10 protein-coding genes and 2 pseudogenes are annotated in these 12378 nt (G+C 63.7%); 4 read left to right on the plus strand and 8 right to left on the minus strand.

Features of this window, described 5'->3' with window-relative positions; all coding sequences use genetic code 11:
• Positions 1-11: 11 nt before the first annotated feature.
• Positions 12-311, minus strand: a pseudogene (locus tag BB029_RS30265) (transcriptional regulator); the annotation flags it as partial.
• Between BB029_RS30265 and BB029_RS33990 the strand changes: the two are divergent.
• Positions 307-444 (plus strand): annotated as a pseudogene (locus tag BB029_RS33990) (DUF2834 domain-containing protein); the annotation flags it as partial. The pseudogenes BB029_RS30265 and BB029_RS33990 overlap by 5 nt on opposite strands.
• 407 nt (positions 445-851) lie before the next feature.
• On the opposite strand, the gene BB029_RS30270 reads toward BB029_RS33990, so the two are convergent.
• The 3 genes from BB029_RS30270 to BB029_RS30280 are packed head-to-tail and all read right to left on the minus strand — an operon-like array spanning position 852 to position 3786.
• The gene (locus tag BB029_RS30270; RefSeq protein ID WP_065942068.1) at positions 852-1775 is read right to left on the minus strand and encodes a sugar ABC transporter substrate-binding protein; all 924 of its coding nucleotides are present in this window, start codon (positions 1773-1775) and stop codon (positions 852-854) included.
• Between the two features lie 35 nt (positions 1776-1810).
• On the minus strand, positions 1811-2944 hold the full coding sequence (locus BB029_RS30275; RefSeq protein ID WP_065942069.1) for a phytanoyl-CoA dioxygenase family protein: 1134 nt from the start codon (positions 2942-2944) through the stop codon (positions 1811-1813).
• Complete coding sequence (locus BB029_RS30280) at positions 2944-3786, minus strand: SDR family oxidoreductase (protein ID WP_065942070.1); 843 nt, start codon at positions 3784-3786, stop codon at positions 2944-2946. Before BB029_RS30280 ends, BB029_RS30275 begins: the two co-directional genes overlap by 1 nt.
• A 122-nt stretch (positions 3787-3908) precedes the next feature.
• Here BB029_RS30280 and BB029_RS30285 point away from each other — a divergent pair, with 122 nt between their 5' ends.
• Positions 3909-4934: a LacI family DNA-binding transcriptional regulator gene (locus BB029_RS30285; RefSeq protein ID WP_065942071.1), complete on the plus strand. Its 1026-nt coding sequence runs from the start codon at positions 3909-3911 to the stop codon at positions 4932-4934.
• 35 nt (positions 4935-4969) lie between these two features.
• Positions 4970-5974 carry an inositol 2-dehydrogenase gene (iolG, locus tag BB029_RS30290; RefSeq protein WP_065942072.1) on the plus strand — a complete coding sequence of 335 codons (1005 nt, stop codon included), beginning with the start codon at positions 4970-4972 and terminating at the stop codon, positions 5972-5974.
• On the opposite strand, the gene BB029_RS30295 is transcribed toward iolG, so the two are convergent.
• Together BB029_RS30295 and BB029_RS30300 are read right to left on the minus strand one after the other, a co-directional pair.
• A complete protein-coding gene (locus BB029_RS30295) occupies positions 5962-7125 on the minus strand; it encodes a GGDEF domain-containing protein (protein ID WP_065942073.1) in 1164 nt (387 codons plus the stop codon). The genes iolG and BB029_RS30295 overlap by 13 nt on opposite strands.
• A gap of 110 nt (positions 7126-7235) precedes the next feature.
• Positions 7236-8447, minus strand: a complete 1212-nt coding sequence (locus tag BB029_RS30300; protein ID WP_065942074.1) for an MFS transporter — start codon at positions 8445-8447, stop codon at positions 7236-7238.
• Positions 8448-8544: 97 nt separating this feature from the next.
• On the opposite strand from BB029_RS30300, the gene BB029_RS30305 reads away from it, so the two are divergent.
• Positions 8545-9366 carry a helix-turn-helix domain-containing protein gene (locus BB029_RS30305; protein ID WP_065942075.1) on the plus strand — a complete coding sequence of 274 codons (822 nt, stop codon included), beginning with the start codon at positions 8545-8547 and terminating at the stop codon, positions 9364-9366.
• On the opposite strand, the gene BB029_RS30310 is transcribed toward BB029_RS30305, so the two are convergent.
• Both BB029_RS30310 and BB029_RS30315 read right to left on the minus strand, forming a co-directional pair.
• Positions 9323-11932 (minus strand): EAL domain-containing protein, encoded by a 2610-nt coding sequence (locus BB029_RS30310; RefSeq protein ID WP_065942076.1) that lies wholly within the window; start codon positions 11930-11932, stop codon positions 9323-9325. The genes BB029_RS30305 and BB029_RS30310 overlap by 44 nt on opposite strands.
• 66 nt (positions 11933-11998) lie before the next feature.
• Complete coding sequence (locus BB029_RS30315) at positions 11999-12349, minus strand: helix-turn-helix domain-containing protein (RefSeq protein ID WP_199275504.1); 351 nt, start codon at positions 12347-12349, stop codon at positions 11999-12001.
• Positions 12350-12378: the final 29 nt, after the last annotated feature.

Here is a 12378-nt window from a genome sequence, read left to right on the forward strand (position 1 = left end):
GGACAGATATTTCACAAAACCAGTGCGGCATTTTCCCCATGGGCGGCACGCATCACCTGCCAGGTGGCATCGTCTGCGGGAATCAGATGCTCGATACGCAGGGAGGCGAGGGTGATGTCCTGGGGCATGCCGAAGGTGGTGAAGGTGGACAGAAAGCTCAGCTCGCCCCGGCTGGTGTGCACGCGGGTCAACACCAGCGGCGGCATTTCAGGCGGCGGCGTGGTATGGGCGGGGGCGGGCAGGCTCGCCAGTAGAGCGGCCAGCACAGGGTTGTCCAGCGCCTCGCGGCTTGCCCGTTGCCAGGCCAGGGATGCACGGGCGCGGGGGCGGTCGCTGGCGTCGGTGCTGCCGTATTTCTTGCTGACGGCGGTGTTCGTGTCGGTGGGGCCGTTGCTTTATATCGTCGTAAATGGGGTTGTGCGACGCGCGGAACGTCAGGGCTGACGGGTCTACTTGTGGCGAGGGAGGCCCCACCCCGTCTTCGACGCCGCGCTGTCGCGCAGCAAACTGGGACCTCTGTGGTGAGCGGGCTTGTCCCGCGTTGGGGTGCGAAGCGCCCCTGATGAAGACAAATGTGGTGTATCAGACACTCCTCTGCACCTGGTTTTGGGGCTGCTGCGCAGCCCAACGCGGGACAAGCCCGCTCACCACAAGAATGCGCTCGCCTGAAATTATTTATGCAGGACTCAAGACTTCAGTGTGAAACTTTAATCCTTTAAAATCAGTGAGTTATTTTAAGTTTGATAAGAGCTTGCTTCCGTTGGACTGCGCAGCAGTCCCGTTTTTTTCAAACAAAGAGCTGGGGCCGCTTCGCGGCCCGACGGGAGCAAGCTCCCTCGCCACAATGAAGTTTATGGGTTGAGGAATGCCTGGTAGTTGTCCTTGGTGATCTGCTGGTAAGGAATGGTCAGCTCGGCGTCATACGGCTGTTTCTTGACCATCTTCACCGCCAGGTCAATGGAGCCCACGGCCTGCCCTTTGTTGTCCTGATACGCCGTCACCAGCAACTGGCCTTTCTTCACCGCATCCAGCCCGGCCGCGCCGCCATCGCTGCCGGCCACCAGAATATCCTTGCCCGGTTGCATGCCGGCCTGGCTGATCGCCATGGCCGCGCCAATCGCCATTTCATCGGCATTCGCCGCCACGGCGTCGATTTTGCGCCCGGACACGATCCAGTTGTTCATCAGGTCAATCGCCTTGCTGCGCTGCCATTCGGCACTCTGCTCCTCGACGATCTTGATACCCGGATAGTCCTTGAGCACGTTCTTGACCCCCTGCGTGCGGTTGTGGGTGGCGTTGTTGGAGAGCAGCCCGAGCATGATCGCCAGGTTGCCTTTGCCACCCATTTTCTCGGCCAGGTAGCGCATCTGGATTTCACCGGCCTTGATCTCATCCGAGCCGACATAGCCAACCCCCGGCGGTACTTCCTTGAACTCGGGGCGGCGGTTGACGTACACCAGCGGGATCCTGGCCTGTTGGGCATTGACCGTCATTTTCTGGGTGGCGGCGGTGTCTACGGCGTTGACGATGATCGCGTCCATGCCCTGGGCGGTGAAGTTCTGCACCTGGTTAAGCTGGCGCACCACGTCGCCCTGGGCGTCTTCGAATTGCAGGGTCACGCCGGGCAGTTCCTTGGCGTGGGCGGCCATGTAGTCACGCATTTGCGCGAGAAACACGTCGTCGACCTGGGCGATGCTCACGCCGATCCGTATATCGGCCAGCGCCCAGGGGGTGATGGCGAGGGTCAAGAGTGCCGCAAGGAATTGCTTCTTCATGGTTGTGCTCCGTTGTTTTTGTTGTTGTTAAAGCATCACGCCTGGCGCTTGGCCCGCAGTTGCGCCACGGCCGCGGCGAAGTCCTCATACGCCCAGCGTTCGTCGAGGGCTTGCAGCATGAGTTGTTGCCCGGTTTGCGGGGCCAGGCCCTGCAAGGGTGGGTCGGTGTCGAGGTTGGTGGGGAAGGCATAGCCGTCGGCGGTGCAGGCCACCACCGCTGCAATTGCCTGGGCATCCAGGGCCGTGTTGGCCAGCAGGGCCGGGTACACCGCCAGCATCATGCGGTCGCGGTCGAGGGCTTCCATGGGCTTGCCGAAGGCCGAGGAGATTTGCAGCAGGTTGGCCATGCGCTGGTGGCCGGCCGTGCGGTTGGTGCCGGCGGCGTGGAACAGCGCCGGGTTAAAAAACAGCAGGTCGCCCTTGTCCAGCGCCAGTTGCACGGCGTGCTGCTGGAAGTGCTCGATAAATTCGGGGCGCCGCCAGGCCAGGTAACCCAGGGCGTATTGTTGGGAAAACGGCAGCAACTGGGTGGGGCCGCTTTCCAGCGGCATCGCCGAGTGGGCCACGGCGCCCTGCAACGTCAGGTACTGGGACAGCACATGCAAGGGCAGGGGAAAGCGCTCCACCACCTCGGTGGTCTGGAAGCCCAGGTGATAGTCGCGGTGCGGTTGTTGCGCCTGGCCGCCGGGGTGCACCACGTTCACTTGCGCCGTTACCTGATAGCTCGGGCCCAGCCATGCCTCGGCGATCAGCCCCAGCAGCGGGTTGGCGTAATACTCCACAAAGGATTGCGGCGACTGCAGCGCGGCCTTCTGCAATGAATTCCAGATACGCCCGTTACTGCCGGCCTTGGCAAAATGGTCGGCGGCCACGCCTTGGGCGGCCTCCTGGGCAAAGATCGCCTCGAACACCTGGCTGTGGCGATCCACCACTTCCAGGTCCTCATAGGCGCGGCGCACCACCATCACGCCCGATCCATCGCGAAACAACCGGTGCAGCTCATTCATCACCGTGTGGCGGTCGCTGTTGCGCAAGGTGCGGGCCTGATAGACCGGCACGTTGCCGAGCACTTCCGCAGCCAGGGGATAGTCCTCGGCACGCGCCTGTTGCGCGCAAATCCGCTTGAAATCCTCAATGCGTACATCCTGCGCTGTCGCAAATGCCGACATTACTCACCTCCCAGGCTCAGGGCCTTGAAGGGCTGCGGGCTGCCGCTGTCAGTGCAGCCGACCACGCCTTGTTCCAGGTCGATCACCGCGCCGGTCATCATCCCCGACTCGCGCGACAGCAGGAACGCCACGCTTTGCGCCACCTCTTCGGGCTTGAGCAGGCGACCGAACGGCTGCGCGCGTTCAGCCTCAGCCAGCCAACCGTCCTGGGCGCCGTGGTACTGGCGCTGGATTTGATCCTCATGGGGCGTGTCCATCCAGCCGATGTTCAGGCCGTTGACGCGGATCCGGTTGCGCAGCGCACTGAACGCCACGTTCCTGGTCAGGATCGCCAGCGCCCCCTTGGACGCCGCATAGGCACTGAGGAACGATTGACCACCATGCCCGGTGATGCTCTGGATATTCACCACGGCGCCTTCCACGCCCTGGCTGATCATCAATTTCAACGCGTCCTGCATCAGGAAAAACGGCGCCCGCACATTCACCGCCATCAGCCGATCGAACAGCTCCGGCGAGGTGTCGACAATGGTGCCGCGGTCCGACATTCCGGCGCAGTTCACCAGGCCATGCAAGGTGCCGAAGTGGGTGCGCGCGGCGTCGATGATCGCGCGGCAATCCTCGACCTGTTCAAGGTCGGCCTCGACAAAAAACGCCTGGCAATCCAGCTGCGCCAACTGCCGCACCTGTTCTTCGCCCTGGGCGCGGCGCCGCCCGCAAATGATCAGCCCGGCGGCGCCGCGTCGCGCCAGGGTGTGGGCCACGGCGGCGCCCAGGCCCTGGGTGCTGCCGGTGACGACAAAATATTGGCCGTTGAACGTACTGGCGAGGTCGGCTTGAGGCATGGGGTTCTCCTGGATTGTTGTTGTTTTGATTGCCCGGCTCGACGCCGGACAAAACTGAGACTAGCATTGCAAAACCTCAGTAATACCTAAAAAAGACCTCATAAACACCTCAGGCGAAACCCATGCTCGAACGCGCCAAACACTTCTCCATCAAGCAGCTCGCTACCCAGGCGGGCGTGAGCAAGGCCACGGTCGACCGCGTGCTGCACCAGCGCGGCAGCGTGCACGCCCAGACTCGCCGACGTATCGAGCAGGCGCTGGATGAACTGGAGTCCCAGGAGAAAAACGGCCTGGCGGTAGGGCGCACCTTCCATGTCGACGTGATCATGCACACCCCTCAGCGTTTCAGCGCCGCGGTGCAGGCGGCGATCACCGCGCAACTGGCCAGCCTGGCGCCGTTTCGCATCGCCCCGCGTTTTCACCTGTTCGAAGAAATCGAGCCCCAGGCCATGCACGATCAGTTGCTGCGCTGCCTCGACACCGGCAGCCAGGGCGTGGTGCTCAAGGCCGCCGACGAACCGGCGGTGAACCAGGCCGTCAAGCACCTGATCGCAGCGGGCATCCCGGTGGTGACCCTGGTGACGGACCTGCCGCAAAGCGAACGCATCGGCTACGTCGGCATGGACAACCGCACCGCCGGCCAGACCGCCGCCTACCTGATGTCGCGCTGGCTACCGGCGTTGCCCCAGGACGTGGCGGTGGTGATCGGCAGCGAGTTGTTCCGGGGCGAGGAGGAGCGCGAGATGGGCTTTCGCGCCTGGCTGCGCGGGCGTGCCCCGCACCTGCGGGTGCTGGACGTCAGCGGCGGCTATGGCGTGTACCCGCGCACCTTCGAGCGGGTCACCCAGGCGCTGCAACAGCATCCCGACCTCAAGGCGGTGTACAGCGTCGGTGGCGGCAACCGTGCGATTGTCGACGCCTTCGCCGCCCTGGGTCGCCCGCTGGAGGTGTTTATCGGCCACGACCTCGACGAAGAAAACCGCCAACTGCTGCTGGACGAAAAAATCGCCGCGATCATCGACCACAACCTGCAGATCGATGCCCGCCACGTGTTCCTGCACATCCTGCACTACCACCGGTTGTGGAAGGCCGGGCCGATTGCGCCGTCACAGGTGCAGATCGTCACCCCGTTCAACCTGCCGGACTGAGTACTCCCTCCAACAACAACATCAGGAGTTCAACCATGCTACGTATTGCTGTTCTAGGTGCCGGGCGCATCGCCAGGATCCACGCCGCCAACGTCGCCGCCCACCCGAATGCCACGCTGGTGCTGGTGGCTGACCCCTGGCGCGAAGGCGTCGATGCCCTCAGCCGCCAACTGGGCTGCGAGGCGGCCTACGATTGTGCCGCGGTCCTCACGCGCAAAGACATCGACGCCGTGGTCATCGGCACCCCCACCGACACCCATATCGACCTGCTGTTGGCCGCCGTCGCCGAGGGCAAGGCGGTACTCTGCGAGAAGCCCATCGACCTCGACATCGCCAAGGCCCGCAGCGCCGCCCAGGCCGTGGAACGCCAGGGCGGCAAGGTGATGCTCGGCTTCAATCGCCGCTTCGACCCCGACATGCTGCGCCTGCGCCAGGCCCTGGATGCCGGCCAGATCGGCGCGGTGCGCCAGGTGATCATCACCAGCCGCGACCCAGGCCTGGCGCCGCGGGATTACCTGGAACACTCCGGCGGCATCCTGCGCGACATGACCATCCACGACTTCGACACCGCCCGCCACCTGCTCGGCGAAGAACCGGTGGAAGTCAGCGCCATTGCCAGCCGCCTGGTGGACCCGAGCCTGGAACAGATCGACGACTACGACAGCGTGATGGTCCTGCTGCGTACCGCCTCCGGCAAGCAATGCCATATCAACTGCTGCCGCCAGGCGGTGTACGGCTACGACCAGCGCGTGGAAGTCTCCGGCGCCCTTGGCGTGCTGCTCACCGACAACCATCGCCCCAGCACCCTGCGCCACTGGAGCGCCGACCACACCGAAGCGCTGGAACCGTTGCAGCATTTCTTCCTGGAGCGTTACGCCGATGCCTATCGCAATGAGCTGACCCGGTTTATCGATGCGCTGAACAGCGGCCAGGCACTGCCCACCAGTGTGCGCGACGGGTTGTATGCGCTGCATCTGGCCGATTGTGCGTTGGAGTCGGTGAGGACGGGGAGGTGTGTGGCGGTCAGTTACGACCTGTAGGCCCCGGTCCGATCCACCAGCCGAATGCTGTCCCGTCCGCCACGCTTGGATTCATACAGCGTGGTATCGCCCTGTTCGATCAGCGCCGCCAGGCTGGCCGGCGGCTGGTCGAACAGGGTGGCGCCGATGCTCAGGGTCACCGGCGCGGGCGTGGCGAAGGTTTGTGCGGCCAGTTGCTGGAACTGCTCGCGCAGGCTGCTGCCCAGTTCGACGATCTGCTCGGTCGAGGCCGGGTTGAGCAGGATCACAAACTCATCACCGCCCAAACGTGCGGCCAGCGCGCCTCGGGGTACGACTGCGCGAATCATCTCGCTCAAGGCGATCAACACACGGTCGCCGGCGGTATGGCCGTGGAGGTCGTTGACCGACTTGAAGTTGTCGATATCGATCAGCAGCAGGGCGCCCGGTTGTTGCGCCGACACCTGGGCCAGCAGGCGCGGCGCGCGCAGGTCGAGGGCGCGGCGGTTGTAGAGGGCGGTGAGCGGGTCGCGGGCGGCGAGGCGGGCGATCTGCTGTTCGCGGCGGTAGCGTTCCGAGCCGGTCATCGACAGCGCAATCAGCATGATCGCCATGGCGCCTTCCACCAGGGACACCTGGATGATCTCGCCCTTGAACGCCGCAAGGTCGATCAAGGTGCCGGGGATCACCACCGACAGCGCCTTGGCCACGTAGAACATGCCGTGGATCAGCAGCACATAACGCAGTTGCACCGCGCCGATGCTCAATGATCGGCCGTGGGGCCGTAGCAGGAAACTGGCGCGCAGGGTCGGCAGTGCGACCAGCAGCGACTGCACGCCCAACATGGCTTTGGACCACGGCAGGTCGGTCGGGAGCATCAGCATGCCCAGCCACACGGCCAGCAGCAGCCACCATCGCGGCGACAGGCGTACCTGGGTAAAGCGCGCGACCCCGAGCAAGAACAGGCAGTGCGCGACCACCAGCAAGCCGTTGGCAAACCAGATGCCGATGAGCAGGTAGCCATTGATGCGCAGCAGGGCCAGGGTGGAGCCGACGGTGATGGTGGCGAAACCGGCGCTCCAGAACAGCAGCGAAGGTTCGCGCACGCTGCGCCATTCTATGGCCAGGTACAGGGCAGCAGCAGCGGCCAGGGCAACGGTGAGTGCCAAAATCGTAGGAGGGTCGAGCGTCATTTCGTGCCGGGTCTGCCTGGGTGTGCGTTGAAGCCGGGGATTGTAAGCGCACACGCAGGTTTTTCAGAGCCCAAACGATAATGGCATACAGCCATCCGATGATCGGCGGTCTAGACGCCTTTGGTCGACGGCAGCAGTATCGTCAGGATGCCCACCAGTGGCAGGAACGAGCACAGTGTGTAGACGTATTCGATGCCGTGGCTGTCGGCGAGCAGTCCGAGCAAGGCCGCGCCGATCCCGCTGAAGCCGAACATCAGGCCGAAAAAGATCCCGGCGATCATGCCGACATTGCCCGGCACCAGTTCCTGGGCAAACACCACGATGGCCGAGAACGCCGAGGCGAGGATAAAGCCGATCACCACGCTGAGCACGGCGGTCCAGAACAGGTCGACGTAGGGCAGGGCCAGGGTGAACGGCGCGGCACCGAGGATCGAGAACCAGATGACTTTCTTGCGCCCGATCCGGTCGCCGATCGGCCCGCCCGCGAAGGTGCCCACGGCCACCGCACCGAGGAACAGGAACAGGTACATCTGGGAACTCGACACCGACAGGTGGAATTTTTCAATCAGGTAGAACGTGAAGTAGCTGGTCAGGCTGGTCATGTAGAAGTACTTGGAGAACACCAGCACCGCCAGCACCACCAGGGCAAACGTCACGCGGCCCTTGGACAAGCCGTGGGTGGCCTTGCCGCCTTGCTTGAGCTTGAACAGGTTGAGGTGGTTGCGGTACCAGCGGCTCAAGCCGTACAGCACCAGGATCGCGAACACGGCAAACAGCCCGAACCAGGCGATGTTGCCCTGGCCGTAAGGAATGATGATCGCCGCCGCGAGCAACGGCCCCAACGCGCTGCCGGTGTTGCCGCCGACCTGGAAGGTCGATTGCGCCAGGCCATAGCGCCCGCCGGAGGCCAGGCGCGCGACGCGCGAGGTTTCCGGGTGGAAGGTCGACGAGCCGACGCCCACCAGGCCTGCCGCCAGCAGGATCGCCGGGAAGCTGCCGACAAACGCCAGCATCAGGATGCCGACCAGGGTGCAGACCATGCCCGCCGGCAGCAGCCACGGTTTGGGATGCCGGTCGGTGTGGTAGCCGATCCAGGGTTGCAGCAGCGAGGCGGTCAGCTGGAACGTCAGGGTGATCAGGCCGACCTGGGTAAACGTCAGGCCATAGTTGGCCTTGAGCATCGGGTAGATCGACGGCAATACGGCCTGGATCAGGTCATTGATCAGGTGCGCCAGGGCACAGGCGCCGAGGATACGCAGGACTAACGGGCTTACGTGGGGCGGACTCGAGGTGGCGGCAGGTGATGCGGTCAGGGTCGACATGCAGGCATTCCATACAAGGCAGCGAACAGGGGCAGCGAGTACTTGAGCAGGCTGCCCATTTCAATTTGTTTCAGAGCTTATGCTAGATTCGCCAGGAATGCCTGTCTCGCGTAATTCGGGAGGCAACCATCGTAAAAAGGGCGAAATGATCAAATCACTGGATAAATTTTTGCAGGAAATCGATGAGGGCGACTGGGCCGTCATCAGTTCGGCCACCGATTATCCGGAAAACTGGGTGATCCCCGACCACAGTCACGAAAAGCATCAATTACTCTACGCCACCGAAGGCGTGATGGTGGTGCATTCGGCGCACAACCAATGGACGGTTCCGCCCAATCGCGGCTTCTGGATGCCCTGCGGGCACGTGCACTCCCTGCGCTGCGTGGGCGCCCTGAAAATGCGCAGCGTGTTCGTGCGCCCCGACAGTTTCCCCAACCTGCCGACCGAGACCAAGGCGGTGAGTATTTCGCCGCTGCTCAGCGAGCTGATCAAGGCCTCCGTGAGCTTGAAACCGCCCTATGCCGAAGACTCCCGCGATGCGCGGATCATGCACCTGATCCTCGACGAGCTGGCGCTGTTGCCGGCCTTGCCGCTGTCGCTGCCGCAGCCCGCCGATCTGCGGATCCAGCAGATCTGCCTGGCGTGGCAGGAGGACCCGGGCGATGCCTCCACCGTGGCGGATTGGAGCGAGCGCCTGGCCCTCGACCAGAAAACCATCCAGCGCCTGTTCCGCAAGGACACCGGCATGACTTTCGGCCAATGGCGCCAGCAGGCGCGGCTGCTGCTGGCATTGGAGCGTATCGCGGTGGGGCAGAAGATTATCGACGTGGCCCTGGAGCTGGGCTACGAAAGCCCCAGCGCATTTACCAGCATGTTCAAGAAACAGTTTGGCAAGACCCCGAGTCATTTTTTCCGCTGACGTCGGCGCAGTAGTCGTCCAGCAGGCCGTTGAATGCGTCGATATCCAGCGGTCGGCTGAGGAAGTAGCCTTGGCCTTCTTCACACGCCACGCTTTTGAGCATGGCCAGGTGCTCAGCGGTTTCGATGCCTTCGGCCGTGACCGTCAGGGCAAGGGCACGGCCCAAGCCGACAATGGCTTGGATAATCGCCTTGTCATCCTCGCTTTCCTCCAGCCGGGTGAGGAAGCTGCGGTCGATTTTCAGGCCATCGAACGGGAACGCCCGCAAGTAGCTGAGGGACGAATAGCCGGTGCCGAAGTCATCCATGGCAATGCGGATGCCCAGTTGCTTGAGTGTGCGCATCACTTCAAGTGCGCCGACGGCGTCCTCGAGCATGACGCTTTCGGTCATTTCCACCTCAAGGCGCGCAGGGTCGATACCTGAGGCGCCCAGGGCGTGGCGCACGCGCTCCACCAGGTTGCCGCGCTTGAACTCGGTGGGTGACAGGTTCACCGAGACGAACAGCGTGTCGGGCCACTGCGCCGCGCATGCACACGCGGTTGCCAGTACCCAGTCACTCAGCGCCAGGATCAGCCCCGATTCTTCGGCAATCGGAATAAAGGTGTCCGGGGCGATCAGCCCGCGTACCGGATGCTGCCAGCGCACCAGGGCTTCGGCCCCGACCATCTGCCCATCGGCGATGCGATAGCGCGGCTGGAAGTGCAGGCGCAGTTCGGCGTGCTTGATCGCAAAGCGCAGATCGCTCTCCAGGCGCCGCCGCTCGATGATCCGCGTATTCATGTCCCCGGAGTAAAAGCGCCAGGTATTGCGCCCGGCCGCCTTGGCCTCATACAGCGCGATATCGGCGTAGCGCAGCAGTTCGGTGGCATCGCGGGCATCGGTGGGCGCCAGGGCAATGCCGATACTGGCACTGATAAACACCTCTTGTTCGTCGATTTTGATCGCCTGCTCGATGGACTCGATCAAGCGCAGGCACAGGCTTTCGACTTCATCCTGGCTGCCGGCGTCGCTGAGGATCAGCACAAACTCATCGCCGCCGACGCGGGCCACCAGGTCGCCGTGGCGCACGCAGGCGGCCAGGCGGCCGGACACTTGATTGAGCACCCGGTCACCGGCGGCGTGGCCGAGCAGGTCATTGACCGGCTTGAAGCGGTCCAGGTCGAGGCTGAGCATCACCAGCGGCTGCTCGGCGCTGGGCAGGGCCTTGAGTTTGCCGTCCAGGAACGCCTGCAGGCGTGTGCGGTTGGGCAGCCCGGTCAGGGCGTCGTGTTGAGACAGGTACTCGATGCGCCGACGTGCTTCGACTTCTTCGGTGACGTCGGTGGCCGTCCCGCGAAACCCGCCACAGGGCATTTCCCGGGCCGACAGCCGGGTTGTGCGCTCCTGTCCCTGGGCATCGATATAGCGGCATTGCACACTGATGTCCACGCGCCGGCCCGGAGTGCTCAGCCACTGCGACAGCAGGTCGGCCTCGGTGTCCAGCAGGTCGCTCATGGCCGCACCGAGCCAGGCTTGCCGGGTCAGGCCGGTGACGCTTTCGAAACGCTCCGACAGGTAGGTAAAACGCCAGCCGACATCGATTTCCCAGACCCAGTCCGAGCTGGCCTCCACCACGTCACGAAAGCGCGCCTCGCTGGTGGCCAGGGCGGCCTGGCTGTCTTGCAGCGAGGTGTGGCTGGCATCCAGGGCGAGGGCGGCGGCGGTGGTGCGGCGCAGTATCACCCAGGTCATCAGGCACACCAGCAACGCGGCCAGGCCCAGCAGCGGCAGGCCTACGCCCATCAAGCGCAGGCCGGGCCGGGCCGGTTCCCAGTGCAGGCTGCCGGCGGCGCCGTTGTCGCCCAGGGGGAAAACCAGGGTCTGGCCGATGTCATCGGGCGTGGCCACATGCAGCTTGCCCACGCCGAACTCATCGCCGATTGCGTGCAACTTGGCGCTGTTGAGGACATCGACGAAGATCAACACCGAGGCCGGCCGGCCATCGGGCACTACCGTGGGGTCGGTGCCGGGTGTGATCGCGGCGGCGGCCACCAGTGCCGGGCTGCCGCGTACATTGATGAACGCCGTGACCGGTGTTTCGTTTTCAGCCCCGGCACGCGCCTGCTCGATAATTTCGGTCAAGGGCTGGTCGAGCCACTGCGAGAGCTCGATGCTTTGCAGCTCGCCCTTGATCACCGAGTAGACCGTGCGATTGTCGTTATCGACCACAAACAGGCCTTGGAAACCGAAGTCCTGATACAGCGTGGCGCCGACGTTGCCGCGCGCATAGGCCCAGTCGCTGTCGACGGTCATGTGCAGGTGCTTGTAGGCGTCGCTCCAGAAGGCGTAGTCCTTGACAGTCACCCGCAGGGACTTCTCCAGGGATTGCACGGCTTTACGCGTATAAAACGCGCTTTCCTGCTGTTCGGAGTGATCCAGTTCGTGCGCGAGGTAAACCAGGGAATAGGCGGCGGCGGCAAAGACCAGGGCCAGCAACGCCACGAAATTGAACAGCGACGTGCGCGCCAGCGACAGGCTGCTGCGGTCGGACAAGGTGCGGACGATAGGGGCGAGAGAGTTCGGCATGGTTTCCCGCAGGACGTCGCTGCAAGTCATTGGTATGACGGGTTATCGGCGGCGCGGGTAAAAAACTTAGCGCTTCGGTGTTGGCGGGCGTTGAAGCGCGGTGCGCCCTCGGGATGGCGGCTTCACCGGCAGGCTGTCGCCGTATTCAGCCCACCACGCCATCAGCGCCTGCAGGGTCGGCGCGAGCGCGCGGGCTTTGGCGGTTATTTCATATTCGACCCGGGGCGGTACTTCGGCGAACACCGTGCGGGTCACCAGGCCATCGTCTTCCAGCTCGCGAAGTTGGGCCGTGAGCATATGTTGGGTAATGCCGCCGATGGTCTTGCGCAGCTCGCCGAACCGATAGACCCGCTGGTTCAACAGCCACATGATTTCCAGTTTCCACTTGCCGCTGAGCAGTGAAAATGCACGCCGCATTTCTTCATGCATATTCAGCTTTTCAACGC

This window comes from Pseudomonas sp. S3E12, assembly GCF_001702295.1.
GTDB classification, from domain to species: domain Bacteria; phylum Pseudomonadota; class Gammaproteobacteria; order Pseudomonadales; family Pseudomonadaceae; genus Aquipseudomonas; species Aquipseudomonas marginalis.

Coding starts and splice junctions, on each gene's coding strand:
- BB029_RS30270 (WP_065942068.1), bottom strand. CDS start 1,775: ATGAAGAAGCAATTCCTTGCGGCACTCTTGACCCTCGCCATCACCCCC.
- BB029_RS30275 (WP_065942069.1), bottom strand. CDS start 2,944: ATGTCGGCATTTGCGACAGCGCAGGATGTACGCATTGAGGATTTCAAG.
- BB029_RS30280 (WP_065942070.1), bottom strand. CDS start 3,786: ATGCCTCAAGCCGACCTCGCCAGTACGTTCAACGGCCAATATTTTGTC.
- BB029_RS30285 (WP_065942071.1), top strand. CDS start 3,909: ATGCTCGAACGCGCCAAACACTTCTCCATCAAGCAGCTCGCTACCCAG.
- iolG (WP_065942072.1), top strand. CDS start 4,970: ATGCTACGTATTGCTGTTCTAGGTGCCGGGCGCATCGCCAGGATCCAC.
- BB029_RS30295 (WP_065942073.1), bottom strand. CDS start 7,125: ATGACGCTCGACCCTCCTACGATTTTGGCACTCACCGTTGCCCTGGCC.
- BB029_RS30300 (WP_065942074.1), bottom strand. CDS start 8,447: ATGTCGACCCTGACCGCATCACCTGCCGCCACCTCGAGTCCGCCCCAC.
- BB029_RS30305 (WP_065942075.1), top strand. CDS start 8,545: ATGCCTGTCTCGCGTAATTCGGGAGGCAACCATCGTAAAAAGGGCGAA.
- BB029_RS30310 (WP_065942076.1), bottom strand. CDS start 11,932: ATGCCGAACTCTCTCGCCCCTATCGTCCGCACCTTGTCCGACCGCAGC.
- BB029_RS30315 (WP_199275504.1), bottom strand. CDS start 12,349: ATGCGGCGTGCATTTTCACTGCTCAGCGGCAAGTGGAAACTGGAAATC.